Raw genomic sequence first — 17638 nt, forward strand, 5'->3', positions numbered from 1 at the left:
AGTGACCACGGCCCTCGACACCCCCTCGCATCCATGACTGCGGGGCGGGTGCCGGGGGTCGTGGCTGCTCGTGACGTTCGAGTTGCCCGGGCCCGAATGAAGCGGGCCGCCGCGCTCCCGGCCAAGGATCGCGCGGCGGCCCCGGGCCCACACCCCAACTGAGAAGAGGTAGACCCGTGAGGTCGATTGTTGCAGGCCAGACGGCCCTGACGGAGGAGGAGTTCGCCGAGCTGGCGCTCGGCGTGGACTCCGACTTCACCCGCCTGTTCACCGGCGTGCCCGGTGAGAACGACGTCGAGCGCGAGGCCCGGATGGACGCCGCGGCCGACATCGTGGCGGACCTGCGCCGGGACGACCCGGTGCTGGCCGCCTACGCCGAGCGCCTGCTGAGCACGGCGCCGGTGCCGCTGCGGCGCCCGGCGGTCATCCGCCGCACGGCGAGCGTCGAGCGGGTGGCCGCGTGACCACCATGACCGCGCCGGCGCCCGCTTCAGCGCCGCCCGCCACCGCTTCAACCGGACGCCCGGCCGCTGCGAGCGCGCGGCCGGTTGGGTCGGACAAGCTGATGCTGGGGGTGGCGATCCTCGCCGCGCTCGGTGGCGCGGCGCTCGCCGCGATCGGCTTCTCCGGCTCCTACACCGCGCTGAAGGACCTCGGCTTCAGGCACGGCTTCGGCGACTTCAGCTACGCGTTCCCCATCGGTGTGGACGCCGGGATCGTGGCGCTGCTGGCGATGGATCTGCACCTGATCCGCAAGGGTGCCCCGGCGCCGTGGCTGCGACTGCTGGCCCACGGTTTCACCGCCGCCACGATCTACTTCAACGCCGCTTCGGCGGGGCCGCTACTGGCGAACCCGACCGGCACCGGCATGCACGCCGTCATCCCCGTCATGTTCGTGGCGGTGGTGGAGGCCGGGCGGCGCCTGGTCATCCGGATCACCCGGATCGAGGCCGGCCACGGCCGCGACGGCGTGCCGCTGCACCGCTGGATCCTCGCCCCCTGGCCCTCGTTCCGGATGTACCGGCGGATGCGCCTGAACGGCATCGCCTCCTACGACCGGGCCGTCACGCTGGAGCGCGAGCGCCTGGTCTACCGGGTGATGCTGGAGCGCGAGCACGGCGGCGACTGGCACAAGGCCCCCTCCGACCAGCGCCTTCCCCTCACCATGGAGCGCTTCGGCCTGTCCGTGGACGAGGCCCTGGCTCTGCCCATGGAGGCCGAGGAGGCCGCGCAGCTACGGGCCGAGCGCAAGGCCGCGTTCGAGGCCGAAGTGACCGCCCGGGCCGAAGCCCGCGCCGCCGAGGCCCGCATCGCCAGGCTGCGGACCGAGGGCCGCGTTCAGGCCGCCGGGTACGAGGTCGGCGCCGAGACCGCGACCGCCAAGGCCCACGCCCACGCCCGCACCGTGGCCGCGGGCCGGGAGGCGGAGGCCGCCGAACGCCTCGATCAGGCCGAGGCCGTGATGGCCGCCGCCACCGCCGAGCAGGAGGCCGCCGAGGCCCGCCAGCGCGCCGCTGAAACGGACCGGGCTGCCGCTGAAACGGAGCAGGCCGCCGCTGAAACCCGCCGCCGTACCGCTGAAACCGAGCGTGAGGCGGCGGCCCTCGAGCGGGCCCGCGCCGAGGACGACGAGGCCGCCGAGCAGGCCCGGCTGCGCGAGGCCGAAACGGCCAAGCGCGCGGCTGAAGCCGAGGAGGCCGCCGCTGAAGCGCGCCGCCGCGCGGCTGAAGCCGACCGCGACGCCGCCGCCGCCGACCGCGCCGAGGCCGACCTGCAGTTCGCCGCCGAGACCGCCCGCCGGGGTGCCGCTGAAGCGCGCGAGCGTGCCGCTGAAGCGGACCTGCGCGCGGTCGAAGCGGAGGACGCGGCGAAGCTGACCCCCGCCGCCCGCGCCACCCGCCGCGTCGCCCGCATGATCCTCGCGGCCGGCTCGCCGGAGGCCGTCACCCTCCAGACCATCGCCGACGCCCTGGACGTCTCCCTCGCCACCGCCTCCCAGCGCCGCTCCGAGGCCGCCGACCTCCTCGCCGACGGCTACCGCCCCGCCGCCCCGACCCGCTGACCAGCACAGGAGTCACCATGCAGACCGCATCCGACCTCTTCAACGCCGCCGGGGCGCTGATGGCCGCCCTGCACGCCCACGCCGACCTGCCCGCCCCCAGGGTCACCAGCGAGCACGTCGTGGCCCCCGAGCGCGACACCTCCGGCGACCTGGTCCTCGTCTGGGGCCTGGGCTTCGGCTTCCACCGCGACACCGCGCTGAGCGACTTCGAGCAGTGGCGCCAGGCCCTCGGGATCAACCCCGCCGCCATCGACCACGCCAGCACCGGCCCCCACGCCTGGCTGAGCGCCGACACCACCTACGCCGGCGTCCCGCTCACCCTGACCGGCTACTACACCCTCGCCCAGCCCACCACCGAGGGGACGTCATCGTGACCACGATCGCCGCCAGCCAGGCCGACGCCGCGCACGCGCTGATGATGCTGCTCGTCGAGCACGGCGACCTGCCGCAGCCCGACGAGTTCGAGGTGTGCGACTTCGAGACCGACACCGGGGCCCCGGACTGGGGCGTGACCCTGGTCGTCCACGACTCGCTCACCCGCTTCGAGCAGTGGCGCGCCGCCCTCGATCTCCACCCCTGCGACATCACCTACAGCGCATGCCACCACGGTGCGTGCCTGGTCGCCACCGGTGAGCACAGCGGCGTGCCGGTGGAGCTGTTCGCCGTCGCCGACATCCCCACGAAGTAGCTGAGGGAGGACCCCGCCATGTCCGTGACCGCCATCGAGGTCGTCAGCTTCGGCTACCTGCACGGCGCCCCGCCCGAGGCCCACCTCACCCTCGACCTGCGCCGCCACTTCCGCGACCCGCACGTCGACCCCGCCCTGCGCCACCAGAGCGCCCACGACCTCCCGGTCCGTCAGGCCGTGCTCGGCACGCCGGGCGTCCGGGAGGCCATCACCGCCGCCGCGCTGCTGGTCGACGCGTTCGACGCCGGGCCGAGCGAGGCGCCGCTGACCATCGCGGTCGGCTGCGCGGGCGGCCGCCACCGCGCCGCCACCGTCGCCATGGCCCTGGCCCGGCGGCTCGGCAAAACCGGTACCGCCGTCCGGCTCGTCCACCGCGACCTCGGCAAGCCGGTCGTCGAGCGGACCGCCGCTGGCGACGCCATCGCGCTCGCCGCCGGTCGGGAGGGCTGACCGCCGTGGAGACCACCAGCACGGCCGCCGAGCCGGTCCTCTACACGTGGCTGATCACCCTGCAGTTCCCGATCGGCGGGGGCTTCGGAGCGATCACCGAGACCGGCCACTACCCGGTCCACCCGGACAAGCCCATCAGCCGCATGGCCGCCTACCAGGAGATCCGCGTTCTGATGACGCGGACCTACCCCGCGACCGCCACCGGCAACGTCCTGTTCTTCTCGCTGGAGCCCGACCGGCTCTGACCAGCAGGGAGCCGTGCGCCCCGCACCGCGCCCGCCACCGGGCGGTGCCGCGTTCATCGCCTCCGCCTGATCCGGGACGGCCGCCCTCGCCTGCAAGCTGCGCGGCCGTCCCGGGCTCCGCCCTCCTCAGAGAACCGGATACCCGCATCATGTCCGAACCGCCGGCCTCGACGCTGGTCGAGGTCGTCCCCGCGCCCCAGAACCAGCCACCCGCCGACCCGAAGCCCAAGCCCGAACCGAAGCCCGCGGCCTCGACGGGCGCGGTGCCGGGTGTCCCGCTGGCGGTGGCCATCGCCAACGCCCTCGGGGCCGTCGGTGCCGGTGCCGCGTCGCTGGGCGGCGGCGCCGTCGCCGTGGTCGGTGCGGCCGCCGGCGCCGCCGCGATCGGCGGCCTGGCCCGCAAGGCCCGCAACCGCCGCACCAGCCCGCGCCCCTCCTCCCGCGCGGTCCCCGCCCACCGCCGGGCCGGGCCGGGTGGCCTCTTCACCCCGCCCGCCCGCGCCACCACCTCCTCCAACACCCCTTCGCCGCAGGGGCGTTCGGCGAACTCCGCCGCTGCTGCCCGCCGGTCCGGCCCCGGTTCGGCCGGGAGCCGGGCCGGGGCAGGTGTTCCCGCCCACCACACCGCTGACCCGAAGGGACCCGGCATGCAGCGAACGGCCGGAACCACGCCCCACACCACCCACCGCGCCGGGGCGGTCGGCGCGCCCCGGCAGGCCGGGCGGCCCACCAAGGCCGGGCGGAGCGCCGGCGGCGGGTACCGGCCGCCCGCGATCGTGCACACCCTGGCGCGGGCGGCCTCCCGCCTGCCGGGCCTGCAGGACCCGGCCCTGGCCGGGCGGGCCCGGCGGGGTGCCGAGCGCCGGGACAAGCGGCTGGCCCGCATCGCCGAGCGCACCGCCCGCCGGGTCGCCAAGGGACAGGCCAAGGCGTTGCGGGCGGCCGGGATCGACCCGGCCACCGGCGCCGGGGCCCGCCCTCAGGGTCCGGGCGCCGCGCGGGGGCACCTCACCCCGGTGCAGGCCAAGGCGTTGAAGCGCTCGGCCACGCGCCACCGGGCCCGCATGGGCGGGGCCGTGCTGGCGACCGGCCTGGTTGGCCTCGGCTCCGCGCTGGCCGGCAACTGGCGGTACAAGGGCAAGGTCAGCGGCCACATGCGGCGTACCTGGCGGCGCATGGCCGAGCGGGCCCGTGCCGTCCGTGACGCCCGCACCGCCGCGATCCTCGGCACCGCCGACCCCGTCACCGGGGTGGTGGGTGTGCCGGTCCCGGCGGAGACCGTCAACATCCCCGGCCGCCCCGCCCCCACCCCGGCCGCGTCCGGCACCGGCGGCATCGTCGCGTTCGAGGTCTTCGGCCGCCCTTGCCGCCCCGACACCACCCCCGCCGTCGCCCCGATCACCCTCGGCAAGCCCACCGTGAAGGAGAACGTCACCGTGACCACGCCCTCCAACGGCGCCACCACCGGCGGCACGGCCGCCGGCCCGTTCAGCCTGACCGCCGTCGCCGACGACCTGCTCACCGCCGTCAGCGCCTTCGACCCGGAGACCATGCTGGACTTCCTGCAGCTCTCCGAGCAGCTGCCGCTGGCCTACCTCACCTTCCAGGAGGTGCTGCGGGTCCTGGCGGAGAAGGGCGCCGAGGAGCTGCCGCTGGACGCGGCGGTGGTCGAGGAGATCAGCCAGGGCTACCAGGCCATGCGCCGTGTCATCGACGCCCTGGACGAGGTCGCCCCGACCTTCCGCCAGGCCCACGAGGCCGAGCTGGCCCGCTACGACAACCCCCGCAACGGCCTGGACGCCGAGCGGAAGTGGAACGTCTGACCCACCCCCGCATCCCCAGCACCCACACCCCTCGCCGGGCCGTCCACACCCTGTGGACGGCCCGGCCCCTTCCCGGCTGGAGGCCGCCCCATGACCAAGAACACCAAGAACACCGGCCCGCGTCTGGACTGGAGCGCCGGGCACGGCCTGCTGTCCGGCACCCTGAACGGCACCCTCGGCGCCCTGTCGACCACCGCGCTCGGCCACGCCACCGGCATGCCCGCCGGATGGGCGCTCGCCGCCGGCGCCGCCGGGGCCCTCGGCACCATCGGCGCCGGCCTGCGCAAGCGCCTGACCGGCGCCACCCTCGCGTTCCGGGGCACGTGCTGGATGGCGGCCGGCGGTTGGTCGTCCTGGGCGCTCGCCCACGGCGGGCCGTGGCAGTGGCCCGAGATCGGCTCGCTCGCCGCCGCCGGGATCGCCGCCGGCACTCTCGCGGTCGGCTTCGCCGCGCACGAGGAGGTCGAGCAGGCCAAGCGCCACCACCTGCTGCTGATCGGCGCCCGCCGCCAGCTCGCCGCCGAGTGGACCGAGCGCATCAAGCGCGTCTGCGCGGTCGAGGTGACCGTCCTGGGCATCGAGCACTGGCCCTCCGGCGCCGGCTACACCCTCGAACTCGAACTGCCCGAGGGCGGCACCACCCGACGGGCCATCGCCGACCGCGCCGAAGGCCTCGGCTCCGACCTCGACCTGCCCGACGGCTGCGGCCTGCAGGTCATGCCCGGCGTCTCCCGGCGCCGCGTCCTCATCCAGGTCACCACCAAAGTCCTCACCGACCAACTCCTCTTCCCTGTCGAGGAGATCGAGGAGACCACCACCGTCAACAACCCGATCCCGGTCGCGCTGCTGTCCGACGGCGCCCGCGCCGAGATGGACCTGCGCCAGGCCTCCACCATCGTCACCGGGCCCACCGGTACCGGCAAGACCAACTGGCTCCACAGCCTCATCGCGCGACTGGACCAGACGAACGACGTGCTGGTGTGGGTGATCGACCTCAACGGCGGCTCCATCGGCCTGCCGTGGCTCAACGCCTGGCGCGACGCCCAGATCCAGCGGCCCGGCTCGCGCTGGGCCGACGCCGACATCCCCGTCCCGGGCGTGGACTGGGTCGCCTCCACCATCGAGGAGGCCAAGCGCATGCTCGCCGCCGCCGTGCGCATCGCCAAGTCCCGCAAGGTCGCCTACCAGGACGCCATGCGCGACGCCAACGACGACAAGCTGCCCGTCGGCCCGAAGATCCCCGAGATCGTCATCATCATGGACGAGGGCGCCGAGGTCGCCGCCACCCGCGAGGCCCGCCAGATCCTCGCCGGCGTCTCCGAGGTCGTGCGCATCGCCCGCGCCATGGCGATCCGCGCCGTGCTGTCCGTCCTGCGCGTCACCCAGGACGTCCTGCCCGACCCGCTCGTACGCAAGATGGCCTCCAACCGCCTCGCCACCGGCGCCCTGGAGGACTCCGAACTCGGACACCTCTTCGGCTGGCGGGCCCTGCGCGCCGAAGACAGCTTCTCCGGCCCGGGCTCGGTCCTGGTCGGCACCGAGGGCAAGCAGCCCGCCAAGGCCCGTCAGCCGCGCATCACCCCCGACATGATCGAGGAGATCAGCGCGCTCACCGCCCACCGCCGCCCCGCCCTCGACACCCCCTCCCTCGAAGCCGCAGGCGCCGACTACACCGACCGGTGGCTGCTCGAACGCTGCGGCCACCTGTGGGCCGGCGGCGCCGAGACCGTCGCCGCAGCCGCCCCGGCCGGAACGAGCGCCGCGTCCGGCCCGGCACCCACCGCCCCGGCCAGAGGTGGTGCCGCCCCGGCCGGCGGATGGAAGGCCACCGCCGGATGGGACACCGTCCCGGCCGCCGACCCGGACGACCTGGAGTCGATCTGGCTCCTGCCGGCCGCCGCCAAGGACGACCCCACCCCGCCGGGCACCGACTGGACCGACCCGTCCACCTGGACCACCGGCCGTGAACCGGCCGTCCCCGAGACGCCCGACGCGAAGGACGCCGCGCTGCGGCTGCTGCGCGACGCCGGGCCCGAGGGCACCGGAGCCTCCGCCATGGAACGGGCCCTGAAAGACACCTACGGCACCCGCCGCCCCGTACTCCAGAACTGGCTCAAGGCATGGGTCGAGAGCGGCGACGCGGTCCGCATCGGCGAGGGCAGCAAGACCCGCTACGTCCACCGCGACCACGCCCCCGGCACCTGACCCCGACCCCCCTGTCTGTCACCTGTCACCCCACACCGCGAGGGGCCCATCCGGACGCCCCGAAACCCTGTCACCCCCCGTATGACCTGCGGATTACAGGTGACAGACAGGTGACAGGCGACAGGTGACAGACAGGGCGGATGACACCCCCGATGACAGGCACCACGGCCCGCCCGCACACACCCCCGGGCGGGCCGCTCCACACCCACTCCGTCCCTCGGAAGAGAGCCCGCCGTGATCGTTGCGCTCAGCACCACCGTCCTGTTCGCGATCATCTCCGCCGTCCTCCTCCGAGGCCGGCGCGTCTCCCTGCCCACCGCCGCCGTGCTCTGGCTGTCCGGCTTCACCGCCGCCGGAACCGGCCTCGCCGACCCCGTGAACGACTTCCTCGCTTCCCTGGTCCGGCTCGTCTCCGGCAACTGACCCCACTTCAAAGCGAAGGATTTCCTGCCACGCAGCTGGAGCTCCGGCCCCGCGACGGGAAATCCTTCGGCCACGCCGACGGGAGACCCCGATGGACCGCACCACAACCCCGCAGCCCACCGCCGCCCCGGTGCTCCACGGCCCGGACGGCACCCCCTACTACCTCACCCCCACCCCGCTCGCCACCCCGCCCGCCCTCTACCACCCCACCGCCCCGGCCCCGGTCGCCCAGTACCCGGCGCTCGCGCCGACCGCCGTCTACATCCCCGCGCCCGCCCCGGCCACCGCCGCTGAGCCGACCGCGGCGCGGGACCCGTGGCCCGCCCGTCTGCTCGCCGGCGGCGTCGCCCTCGGCGCCGGCGGCCTCGGCGTCGGATACGCGGTGCAGGCCGTTGCCGCGGCGGCCGGGAGCGTCGGCGGCCTCGCCGCACTCGGCGTCGGCGCCTACGCCCTCGCCAAGACCACCGGCGGCGGGCGGGGCCGGGGCGGCGGGCAGGGCGCCGTGAACGTCAACGTCAACGTGACCAACCGCAACCGCTGACCGGAGGAACTCTTCATGGCCCGCCTGCGACTGCGCCTTAACCCCTGGCCCGCCCCCGCGATCGAACTGGCCGACGCCCCCGACCCGAAGTGCCGCGACTGCGAGGGCCACGGCGGGTGGCCCGAGGACTACGCCGACGAACACGGCGAGTACGGCGGAACCGAGTATTGGCACTGCCCCTGCTGGAACCCCGACCGCGTCCGGCACCTGCTCCCGGTCCCCCGCTGGATCGCCCACCTGCTCTTCGGCTGGACCCCGCCCGCCTACTCGACCGAGCCGCCGTTCTAGCCACCCGAGGTAGCGCTTCGTCGTCTGCCCGTACGGCAGTTGCCCGATCCACCCACCCCCGCAGTGGGTGGTGAGGGGAGCTGGACCGTCCAGCCCCACGGCACGAGGAGAGGCGCCACCAGTGTTCACCACCCACCAGACGGCCTCCCAGCACATCGGGAGCCGCACCCACCAGGCCGACACCACCGCCTACGACGAGAACTCGGTCACCGGTCACCGGGCGTGGGTCCTGCTCGACGGCATCGGAGACCGCCTCCACACCGCCATCTGGGTGCGTGCCGCCGCGCTTGGGCTCGCCCAGACGGCGGCCCATCTCGGAGACCCCGGCGCCGCGATCCGGCAGATCCGACCCGCCCTGCGCGCCACCCGCGCCACCATCGGCCACCCCGGGGACTGGCCGGCGGACGCCGCCGCGATCGTCGCCGTCCTCACCCCCGCCGGCCGCCTGCACGCCGCGTGGGCCGGAGACTGCCGCGCCTACCTCGCCGAACAGGGCCGGGCCCACCTGCTCACCATCGACCACAACGAGGCCACCACCCAGCGTCGCGAGGGCCGCGCCCCCGAGGCCGACGCCCACGACTACCTGACGTCGTCGCTGTGCTTCCCCACCGGCCGCATCGACACGGTGACCGTGGACCTCGGCCCTGGGCCGGGCCCGCGGCGGCTCCTGCTCGCCTCCGACGGCGCCTACCTGCCGCACGAGAACGCCGGCACCCTCCCGCCGCCCAGCCCGGACGGCACCCCCCGACACCGCGACGGACGCGCCGTCCCCACCCCGGTCCTCGACGGCGCCCCCGACGCCGTCGCCCAGCGCCTCACCGACCTCGCCGTGAGCGCCGACCCCGCCGGGGCCGACAACGCCACCGCCCTGGTCATCGACCTGCACCCCACCCGCTGACCCGCCCACCGAACAGCCCCGGACAGCACGAAGCCCCACACCAGCCGCCAACTCCTGGCAGAGATCGGCTGGTGCGGGGCCGTGCATCCCCTCAACAGAGACGGGACCAAGCATGCCCGAGTTCGACCGCTTCACGCTCGCGATCGTGGACGACATCCGCGACCGCGAGCAGGCCTCCGACGGCCACTCCCGCTACAGCGCCTACATCGCGAAGCACGCCGACGACTTCCACCAGGACGGCCAGCCGCTCACCCCGGTGGACTTCGCCGCCGTCGCGTGGTCGGTGGCCACCTACCCGGTGATGTCCCCCGGCTACGTGGACGTGCGCCCCGACGTCTACCCGCTCACCGTGCACCGCGACCACAACGGCCGCGCCGGGTTCTGCGCCAAGGTCGGCCTGCGGCATGGTGATCTCGCGCGCCGCCCCGACAGCCGGCTGCGCGTCCGGGACTGGGAGCGTGACGCGTGGTCCCGCCCCGACGACCCGTGGCCCGTGCTCGTCGGCCCCGAGCGCACCGACCGCCCGGCCGTCCTGCTCGCCGCCACCCTCCTCGTCCCCATCCCCGACGACATCCTGCTGCGGCCCACCGCCGCCCGGCCCGGCCGCACCCTCACCCACGAGGCCAAGCAGGTCGTCACCGCCCTCGCTGCCCACGCCAACGAGCACCTGGTCCCGCTGGTCGACGACCTGCTCGGCGGTGGCCGGTGAGCGGGCTGACCTACATCGACTTCTTCTGCGGCGCCGGCGGCTCCAGCACCGGCGCCGCCGCCGTCCCCGGCGTGGTCCCCGTGCTGGCAGCGAACCACTGGGACAAAGCCATCGCCTCGCACGCCGCGAACTTCCCCGCCGCCGACCACTTCCTCGGCGACCTCCACGACACCGACGTCGCCCGCTTCCCCGCCGCGGACCTGTTCTGGGCCTCCCCCGAGTGCCCGCAGTGGTCCAACGCCCGCGGCAAGCGCCGCGACTTCGACAAGCAGCCCGACCTGTTCGGCGACACCCTCACCGACGCCGCCGCCGACCGCTCCCGCGCCCTGATGTGGGACGTCCCCCGCTACCTGGAGGCCATGGCCGCCCGCGGCAAGCCCGTCCTGGCCGGCGTCGTCGAGAACGTCGTCGACGTCCGCGCCTGGGACCTGTGGAACACCTGGGTCGACAGCATCCGCACCCTCGGCTACCGCACCCGCCTCATCGCGCTGAACTCCATGCACGCCCGCCCGAACGTCATCCCCGTCGCCCCGCAGTCCCGCGACCGCCTCTACCTCGCCTACTGGCGCACCGACCTCGGCCGGGACCCCGACTGGGACAAGTGGCTGCGGCCCACCGCGTGGTGCGAGCGGTGCGACAGGCCGGTGCGGGCGGTCCAGGCGTTCAAGCGGCCCGGCGCCGACATGGGCCGCTACCGCCAGCAGTACGTCTACCGCTGCCCCAACGTCACCTGCCGCAACGCCGTCGTCGAGCCGCCCGTCGTCCCGGCCGCGAGCATCATCGACTGGTCGCTGACCGGCCGCCGGATCGGCGACGGCAAGCCCGGCAAGACGTACACGCCCTACGCGGCCGCCACGCGGGAGCGGATCCGCGCCGGGATCCGCAAGTACGGAGCGCCGCTGCTCGCCCCGGCCGGCGGCACCTGGCGCACCGGGGCGACGCCCGTCACCGTCCCGGCGCCGACACGCACCACCCGCGAGAACGACGGCCTGGCGGTCCCGCCGCTGCTGGTACCCACCGAGGGTCGCGACGGCAAGGCCACTGGCCGGGTCGAGGATCCGATGCGCACCCAGACCGCCCGCAACGAGACCGGGCTGGCTTGGCTGCCGTTCATCGCCGAACTCCGGGGCGGCGGCTCCGACGCCCGGCCGGTTCTGGACGCGCTGGCCACGGTCACCGCCTCCGGCAACCACCACGGCCTGACCCTTCCGCCCACCCCTGCCTCGGTCGACTGGTCGGCGCTGCTGACCCCGTACTACGGCAACAGCGGCGCCCGCCCCGTTGGTGAGCCGGTCGGCACCCTGACCACCCGCGACCGCTACGGCCTCGCCGCCGGCGGACAGGACGGTGCGGACGTGGACGAGGTGTTGTTCCGGATGCTGGAGCCGCACGAGATCGGCGCCGCGATGACGTTCGCCCGCGACTACGTCGTGATCGGCAACAAGCGGGAGAGGGTCCGCCAGTTCGGCAACGCCGTCACCTCCAATGTCGCCGAACTCCTCGTCTCCGCCCTGGTCGAGGCCGTCACCGGCCACGCCCTGGCCACGGGGTGGGCCGCGTGAACGGCCGCACCCCGCCCCTCGGCGACAACGGCCTGTGGGCGGCCGTCCTCGCCGGGGCCGCCGGACGCTGCCAGTGCCGCGGCACCTGCGGCAAGACCCATGACAAGAACGGCGGACGCTGCCCCGCTACCCACGGCGCCTATGCGCGCCACGGCACCGGCCCCGTCCACCTGCTCGCCGCACCCGCCAACCCGGACGGCCTGCTGATGCCCGCCCACCGCGCCGCCGCCCTGCCAAAGCGGGAGCTGGCCGCGTGGTGCCCGGCCTGCCACGACGCCACCCGGCATCGCGCCCGCGCCGCCCGGCAGTCCTCCGCCCCGGCCGCCGGGCCGGACGCCCTGTTCTGAACCCTCCCCTCTCGCGGCCCGCGCCCGGCACCGTCCAGGCGCGGGCCGCCCGCTCCGTACGAAAGGAGCCGCGATGAGCACCGAGTACGCGCACCCCAACGTGATCCCGTTCCGGCCCGAACCCGCCGAGATCAAGGCCGCTGAACAGGCCGTCATCGGCGCCGCCCTCCTCGACCCCGCCCAGATTCCCGCGCTCGCCGCCCAGCTCGGCGACCCCGGCGTCTTCCACCACCCCGCGCACGAGACGATCTGGCGCGCCATCACCCGCATGGCCGGCGGTGAGCGGCCGGTGGACCCGCTGCTGCTGACCGGCGTCCTGCGCGCTCAGGGCGACCTCGGCCGGATCGGCGGGCCCGGCTACCTGCACACCTGCATCGAGGCCACCCCGACCGCGGCGAACGGCGACTACTACGCCGAGGTCGTACGCGTCGCCGCCGAGCGCCGCCGCATCGGCACCACCACCAGCCGCCTCGCCCACATGGCCGGCGACACCGAGACCGACCTGGACGCGGTCCGCACCGCCGCGCTGTCCGTGCTCGCTGACCTCGCCACCGGGGACACCTGGCTCGACCCCGTCCCGCTCGGCTCCCACACCGGCCTGCCCACCTTCCCCGTCAAGGCCCTGCCCGGATGGGTCGGCGCCTACGTCGACGCGGTCGCCGAGTTCACCCAGACCCCACCCGACGCCGCTGCCACCATGGCCCTCGCCGCGCTGTCCACGGCAGCCGGCGGACGGGTGGGCGTGGAGATCCGGCCCGGCTGGCGCGAGCAGTCGAACCTCTACCTGACCTGCGCGATGCCGCCGGCCAGCCGGAAGTCCGACGTCTTCGCGTTCACCATGGGCCCGGTCTACAAGGTCGAGGCCGAGCTGCAGGCCGACTCCCGGGCGGCGATCATCGAGGCCGAGACCGCCAAGGACACCGCTCTGGCCGAGGTCGAAGCGCTGATGGCCAAGGCCCGCAAGAACCCCGACCTCGACCGCGCGCACCTGGTCGCCGAGATCTCCGCCGCGAAACTGCTCGCGGAGCAGATCGTCGTCCCGCCGAACCCGCGCCTGACGCTGTCGGGGGACATCACCCCGGAGACCGTCACCAGCCAGCTCGCCGTCCACCGCTGCCTGGCCGCGCTCTCGCCCGAGGGCGACCTGTTCGACAGCATGGTCGGCCGCTACAGCAGCAAGCCGAACCTGGGCGTGTTCCTGCAGGCCCACAAGGGCGAGCGCCTCCAGGCCGACCGGATCACCCGCGAGCAGCCCACCGTCGACAAGCCCGCGCTGACCATCGGTGTCACCCCGCAGCCGGCCGTCCTGCAGGAACTCGGCGCCGCCCCCGGCGCCCGCGACCGCGGCCTGCTCGCCCGCTTCCTCTACTCCCTCCCGCCCTCCAACCTCGGCTGGCGCAAGGTCCGCACCGACCCGATCCCCGACAAGGTCGCGAACGCCTACGACGGCAACCTGACCCGCTTGCTCCGCACCATGACCGACCTCTCCGAGCCCGTGATCGTGGTCATGGACCAGGCCGCCGACCTCGCCGTCGAGAAGCTGCAGGAGCGCGTCGAAGTGCAGCTCCGTCCTGACCAGCCGCTCGCCCACATCAAGGACTGGGCGGGCAAGCTGGTGGGCCACATCGCCCGCATCGCCGTCCTGCTCCACCTCGCCGACCACATCACCCCCGACCACGACCCCGGCACCTGGCGCACCGACCTGCAGGCCGGCGTCGTCGACCGCGCCGCCGAGATCGCCGACTACTACACCGCGCACACCCTCGCGGTCTTCGACCTCATCGCCGCCGACCCCGCCACCGAGGATGCCGACGCCCTCCTCCAATGGCTCCGCCGTCCGAAGAAGGACGGCACCCACCGCACCCACATCAAGGCCCACGACGCCGTCGCCAGCAGCCGCCGCTTCAAGAAGGTCGCCGACGTCGAACCGGCCTTGGCCCTGCTCGAACAGCACGGCTGGCTCCGCACCGACCAGCACGCGCCCACCGGCCAGCGCGGCCGCCCGCAAGCCGTCACCTACCGTGTCCACCCGTCCGTGAGCGCGCCCACGGACGGGGCCGAAGCCCGGTGACCGTCAGGGATGTCAGGGCAATCCCCTGACCAGCGAGAACGGCTCCGGACACGGCGTCAGGGGTTGTCAGGGCTGTCAGGGAATCAGCGCCTTTCCCTGGCAGCCCTGACAACCCCTGACGCCCTGCCAGGAGCCAAAGTCGCAGGTCGGCGGTTTCCTCTGACATCCCTGACGCCTTCCGCCCTCCATCCCCGTGCGTGCGAGGGCCCGCAACACTCCGCAACCCACCATCCGAACCCCTCGCCGGAGGTATCCGCATGCCCGCGAAGGGCCAACGCGGCGGTACCACAACGGTCGTCCGCCCCCTCCCCGACCGCTACCTCGAACCCGAGGACATCGCCCGGATCTTCGGTGTGCCGCTGGAGACCGTCTACCAGTGGCGCCGCAAGCGCACGGGGCCGCCCGGCTTCCGGGTCGGCCGGCACGTCCGCTACCACCCCCAGGCCGTCGCCGAATGGGCGGCCGAGCAGAACGAACAGGCGGCTTGATCCATGGCAGGACACATCCAGGACCGCTGGTACAAGACCGAGCCCGGCCCCAACGGCAAGCCGCGCCGGGTCCGCACCGAGCGCTACGGCACGGGCATGCGCTACCGCGCCCGCTACGTCGGCCCCGACGGCACGGAGAAGTCCAAGTCCTTCCCGGACCGTCAGAAGCGACTGGCCGAGGACTGGCTGACCCGGATCGAGGCCGACATGTCGCGCGGCCAGTACGTCGACCCGAAGGCTGCCCGGGTCACCTTCAAGCAGTACGCGGAAAGGTGGCTGGACTCCCAGCACACCGACCTCAACACCCGGGCCTCGGTGCACGCCCAGATCCGTCGGCACGCGATCCCGTACCTGGGCCCGCGCCCGATGGACTCGTTCCTGCCGTCCCACATCCGGGAGTGGCTGGCCGAGTTGGAGAAGGCCGTGCCGGCGTCGTCGTACCGCCGGGTCATCTTCGGCAGCGTCTCCGGCATCTTCACCGCGGCCGTCGAGGACCAGCTGCGAACGACGAACCCGTGCCGCTCCCGGTCGGTCACCGCTCCCGGCCGGGCGCCGGGGCGGCTCCGCCCGTGGTCGGCGGACCGAGTGGACGCCGTGCGTGCGGGGCTGCCGGAACGGTACCGGGCGATGGCGGACGCCGGCGGCGGATGCGGGCTCCGCCAGGGGGAGATCTTCGGCCTGCCGATCGACGAGATCGGGTTCGACACCGGCTGGCTGCACGTCGGCTACCAGGTCAAGGTCATCGGCGGGCGTCTGGTGTTCGCCCCACCGAAGCGCGGGAAGGTCCGGGACGTACCGCTCCCCGCGCAGGTGGGTCGCCTCTTCAAGGCCCACATGAAGGCGTTCCCGCCGGACGAGGTGACGCTGCCGTGGCTCACCCCGGACGGTCCCCCGGTGACGAAACGGCTGCTGTTCTCCCGGGAGGACGGTGGGCCGGTGCGGCGGCCCGACTTCAACACGTACGCGTGGAAGCCCGCTCTCGCCGCGGCCGGGGTCATCCCGGAGCCCGAGAAGGGCAAGCGGCACCAGGCGTCCCGGGAGGACGGCATGCACGCTCTCCGGCACTTCTACGCCACCGTCCTGCTGGACGCCGGCGAGAACGTGAAGGCGCTGAGCCAGTACCTGGGTCACAGCGACCCCGGGTTCACGCTCCGGGTCTACACGCACCTGATGCCGAGCAGCGACGGCCGCACCCGCCGGGCCGTCGACAGGCTCTACGAAACGCTCGGATGGGCCACCGGTCCGATGCCTGACGGCCCACAGACGGCCCAGGAGGAGTGAATCGGCCCCGGGTCGGCGGCTGCACGCCGCCGGCCCGGGGCCCTCGCTCAGGCTGGCACCCGTCCTGACCTGCGGTTACAGCACCTGCAGGTTCTTGCGCAGCTCGAAGGGGGTGACCTCGGAGCGGTACTCCTCCCACTCCTGCTTCTTGTTGCGCAGGAAGAAGTCGTACACGTGCTCGCCGAGGGTCTCGGCGACGAGTTCGCTGCGCTGCATGAGGTCGATGGCCTCGCCGAGGTTCTGCGGCATCGGCTGGATGCCGAGGGCGCGGCGCTCGGCGTCGGTGAGGGCCCAGACGTCGTCGTCGGCGCCGGGCGGGAGCTCGTAGCCCTCCTCGATGCCCTTGAGGCCGGCGGCCAGGGTGACGGCGTAGGCGAGGTAGGGGTTGCAGCCGGTGTCGAGGGAGCGGACCTCGACGCGGGTGGAGCCCTGCTTGCCGGGCTTGTACATCGGCACGCGGATCAGCGCGGAGCGGTTGTTGTGGCCCCAGCAGATGTACGACGGGGCCTCGCCGCCGGCGCCGGCGGTGCGCTGGGAGCCGCCCCAGATCCGCTTGTAGGAGTTCACCCACTGGTTGGTGACGGCGGCGGTCTCGGCGGCGTGGCGCAGCAGGCCGGCGATGAAGGAGCGGCCGACCTTGGAGAGCTGGTACTCGGCGCCGGACTCGTGGAAGGCGTTGCGGTCGCCCTCGAACAGCGAGAGGTGGGTGTGCATGCCGGAGCCGGGGTGGTCGGAGAACGGCTTGGGCATGAAGCTGGCGTGGACGCCCTGCTCCAGGGCGACCTCCTTCATCACCAGCCGGAAGGTCATGATGTTGTCGGCGGTGGACAGCGCGTCGGCGTACCGCAGGTCGATCTCCTGCTGGCCGGGGGCGCCCTCGTGGTGGGAGAACTCCACCGAGATGCCCATCGACTCCAGCATGGTGATCGCCTGGCGGCGGAAGTCGTGGCCCACCCCGCGCGGGGTGTGGTCGAAGTAGCCGGAGTGGTCGGCGGGGATCGGCGGGGTGCCGTCGCCGGGGAGGTTCTTCAGCAGGAAGAACTCGATCTCGGGGTGGGTGTAGAAGGTGAAGCCCTGGGCGGAGGCCTTCTCCAGGGTGCGCTTCAGCACGAACCGCGGGTCGGCGTACGAGGGCGAGCCGTCCGGCATCAGGATGTCGCAGAACATCCGGGCGGTGCCCGGGGTCTCCGAGCGCCACGGCAGGATCTGGAAGGTGGTCGGGTCCGGCTTGGCGATCATGTCGGACTCGTAGACCCGGGCGAAGCCCTCGATCGCCGAACCGTCGAAGCCGATGCCCTCCTCGAACGCCTGCTCCAGCTCGGCCGGCGCCACCGCCACCGACTTCAGGAACCCCAGGACATCGGTGAACCACAGCCGGACGAACCGGATGTCACGCTCTTCGAGCGTCCGAAGCACGAACTCCTGCTGCTTGCCCATGGGGACAGTCTCACCTCTGCTCTTTACGCCCGTGTTACGCCCGAGAGCCGCCCGCGGGCGACTGTCCCCATCATGGCGGATCACCGCCGCCGCACGCAGTGGCGACCCCGGCCGAGACAT

The 17638-nt window shown here is 73.9% G+C and carries 19 protein-coding genes; 18 read left to right on the forward strand and 1 reads right to left on the reverse strand.

What is annotated here, in order from left to right; all coding sequences use genetic code 11:
- The first annotated feature begins 176 nt into the window (after positions 1–176).
- The 18 genes from ABT238_RS10710 (at position 177) to ABT238_RS10795 (ending at position 16081) form a co-directional block, all read left to right on the forward strand.
- Entirely contained in the window at positions 177–464 is a 288-nt protein-coding gene (locus ABT238_RS10710) for a hypothetical protein (RefSeq protein WP_350756542.1), read from the forward strand.
- Positions 465–565: 101 nt separating this feature from the next.
- Complete coding sequence (locus ABT238_RS10715) at positions 566–2062, forward strand: DUF2637 domain-containing protein (protein ID WP_350756544.1); 1497 nt, start codon at positions 566–568, stop codon at positions 2060–2062.
- A 17-nt stretch (positions 2063–2079) separates the two neighbouring features.
- Entirely contained in the window at positions 2080–2436 is a 357-nt protein-coding gene (locus tag ABT238_RS10720) for a hypothetical protein (RefSeq protein ID WP_350756546.1), read from the forward strand.
- Positions 2433–2750, forward strand: a complete 318-nt coding sequence (locus tag ABT238_RS10725; protein WP_350756548.1) for a hypothetical protein — start codon at positions 2433–2435, stop codon at positions 2748–2750. The genes ABT238_RS10720 and ABT238_RS10725 overlap by 4 nt, the downstream gene beginning before the upstream one ends.
- Before the next feature lie 18 nt (positions 2751–2768).
- On the forward strand, positions 2769–3200 hold the full coding sequence (locus ABT238_RS10730; protein WP_350756550.1) for a RapZ C-terminal domain-containing protein: 432 nt from the start codon (positions 2769–2771) through the stop codon (positions 3198–3200).
- A 5-nt stretch (positions 3201–3205) separates the two neighbouring features.
- Entirely contained in the window at positions 3206–3445 is a 240-nt protein-coding gene (locus ABT238_RS10735) for a hypothetical protein (RefSeq protein ID WP_350756552.1), read from the forward strand.
- A 149-nt stretch (positions 3446–3594) separates the two neighbouring features.
- Positions 3595–5268 carry a hypothetical protein gene (locus tag ABT238_RS10740; RefSeq protein ID WP_350756554.1) on the forward strand — a complete coding sequence of 558 codons (1674 nt, stop codon included), beginning with the start codon at positions 3595–3597 and terminating at the stop codon, positions 5266–5268.
- A gap of 90 nt (positions 5269–5358) precedes the next feature.
- Entirely contained in the window at positions 5359–7473 is a 2115-nt protein-coding gene (locus ABT238_RS10745; RefSeq protein ID WP_350756556.1) for a hypothetical protein, read from the forward strand.
- 234 nt (positions 7474–7707) lie between these two features.
- Positions 7708–7896 carry a hypothetical protein gene (locus ABT238_RS10750; RefSeq protein WP_350756558.1) on the forward strand — a complete coding sequence of 63 codons (189 nt, stop codon included), beginning with the start codon at positions 7708–7710 and terminating at the stop codon, positions 7894–7896.
- A gap of 91 nt (positions 7897–7987) precedes the next feature.
- The gene (locus ABT238_RS10755) at positions 7988–8437 is read left to right on the forward strand and encodes a hypothetical protein (RefSeq protein WP_350756560.1); all 450 of its coding nucleotides are present in this window, start codon (positions 7988–7990) and stop codon (positions 8435–8437) included.
- A 15-nt stretch (positions 8438–8452) separates the two neighbouring features.
- A complete protein-coding gene (locus tag ABT238_RS10760; protein WP_350756562.1) occupies positions 8453–8725 on the forward strand; it encodes a hypothetical protein in 273 nt (90 codons plus the stop codon).
- Between the two features lie 121 nt (positions 8726–8846).
- The gene (locus ABT238_RS10765; protein ID WP_350756564.1) at positions 8847–9623 is read left to right on the forward strand and encodes a PP2C family protein-serine/threonine phosphatase; all 777 of its coding nucleotides are present in this window, start codon (positions 8847–8849) and stop codon (positions 9621–9623) included.
- A 112-nt stretch (positions 9624–9735) separates the two neighbouring features.
- Complete coding sequence (locus tag ABT238_RS10770) at positions 9736–10332, forward strand: hypothetical protein (protein ID WP_350756567.1); 597 nt, start codon at positions 9736–9738, stop codon at positions 10330–10332.
- A complete protein-coding gene (locus ABT238_RS10775) occupies positions 10329–11894 on the forward strand; it encodes a DNA cytosine methyltransferase (RefSeq protein WP_350756570.1) in 1566 nt (521 codons plus the stop codon). The genes ABT238_RS10770 and ABT238_RS10775 overlap by 4 nt, the downstream gene beginning before the upstream one ends.
- On the forward strand, positions 11891–12241 hold the full coding sequence (locus tag ABT238_RS10780) for a hypothetical protein (RefSeq protein WP_350756573.1): 351 nt from the start codon (positions 11891–11893) through the stop codon (positions 12239–12241). The genes ABT238_RS10775 and ABT238_RS10780 overlap by 4 nt, the downstream gene beginning before the upstream one ends.
- A gap of 73 nt (positions 12242–12314) precedes the next feature.
- Positions 12315–14312 carry a DUF3987 domain-containing protein gene (locus tag ABT238_RS10785; protein ID WP_350756575.1) on the forward strand — a complete coding sequence of 666 codons (1998 nt, stop codon included), beginning with the start codon at positions 12315–12317 and terminating at the stop codon, positions 14310–14312.
- A gap of 257 nt (positions 14313–14569) precedes the next feature.
- Positions 14570–14800 carry a helix-turn-helix domain-containing protein gene (locus ABT238_RS10790; protein WP_350756578.1) on the forward strand — a complete coding sequence of 77 codons (231 nt, stop codon included), beginning with the start codon at positions 14570–14572 and terminating at the stop codon, positions 14798–14800.
- Positions 14801–14803: 3 nt separating this feature from the next.
- Positions 14804–16081: a tyrosine-type recombinase/integrase gene (locus ABT238_RS10795; protein ID WP_350756581.1), complete on the forward strand. Its 1278-nt coding sequence runs from the start codon at positions 14804–14806 to the stop codon at positions 16079–16081.
- A 75-nt stretch (positions 16082–16156) separates the two neighbouring features.
- Here ABT238_RS10795 and glnA2 read toward each other — a convergent pair whose 3' ends face one another.
- Entirely contained in the window at positions 16157–17518 is a 1362-nt protein-coding gene (glnA2, locus tag ABT238_RS10800) for a gamma-glutamylpolyamine synthetase GlnA2 (RefSeq protein ID WP_350562396.1), read from the reverse strand.
- Positions 17519–17638: the final 120 nt, after the last annotated feature.

Source organism: Kitasatospora sp. NPDC001527, assembly GCF_040298605.1.
GTDB lineage: Bacteria > Actinomycetota > Actinomycetes > Streptomycetales > Streptomycetaceae > Kitasatospora.

Excerpts from the sequence above, each read along its gene's own strand:
- ABT238_RS10715 (WP_350756544.1), top strand. The coding sequence starts at position 566 with ATGCTGGGGGTGGCGATCCTCGCCGCGCTCGGTGGCGCGGCGCTCGCC.
- ABT238_RS10720 (WP_350756546.1), top strand. The coding sequence starts at position 2,080 with ATGCAGACCGCATCCGACCTCTTCAACGCCGCCGGGGCGCTGATGGCC.
- ABT238_RS10730 (WP_350756550.1), top strand. The coding sequence starts at position 2,769 with ATGTCCGTGACCGCCATCGAGGTCGTCAGCTTCGGCTACCTGCACGGC.
- ABT238_RS10740 (WP_350756554.1), top strand. The coding sequence starts at position 3,595 with ATGTCCGAACCGCCGGCCTCGACGCTGGTCGAGGTCGTCCCCGCGCCC.
- ABT238_RS10745 (WP_350756556.1), top strand. The coding sequence starts at position 5,359 with ATGACCAAGAACACCAAGAACACCGGCCCGCGTCTGGACTGGAGCGCC.
- ABT238_RS10755 (WP_350756560.1), top strand. The coding sequence starts at position 7,988 with ATGGACCGCACCACAACCCCGCAGCCCACCGCCGCCCCGGTGCTCCAC.
- ABT238_RS10760 (WP_350756562.1), top strand. The coding sequence starts at position 8,453 with ATGGCCCGCCTGCGACTGCGCCTTAACCCCTGGCCCGCCCCCGCGATC.
- ABT238_RS10770 (WP_350756567.1), top strand. The coding sequence starts at position 9,736 with ATGCCCGAGTTCGACCGCTTCACGCTCGCGATCGTGGACGACATCCGC.
- ABT238_RS10785 (WP_350756575.1), top strand. The coding sequence starts at position 12,315 with ATGAGCACCGAGTACGCGCACCCCAACGTGATCCCGTTCCGGCCCGAA.
- ABT238_RS10790 (WP_350756578.1), top strand. The coding sequence starts at position 14,570 with ATGCCCGCGAAGGGCCAACGCGGCGGTACCACAACGGTCGTCCGCCCC.
- ABT238_RS10795 (WP_350756581.1), top strand. The coding sequence starts at position 14,804 with ATGGCAGGACACATCCAGGACCGCTGGTACAAGACCGAGCCCGGCCCC.
- glnA2 (WP_350562396.1), bottom strand. The coding sequence starts at position 17,518 with ATGGGCAAGCAGCAGGAGTTCGTGCTTCGGACGCTCGAAGAGCGTGAC.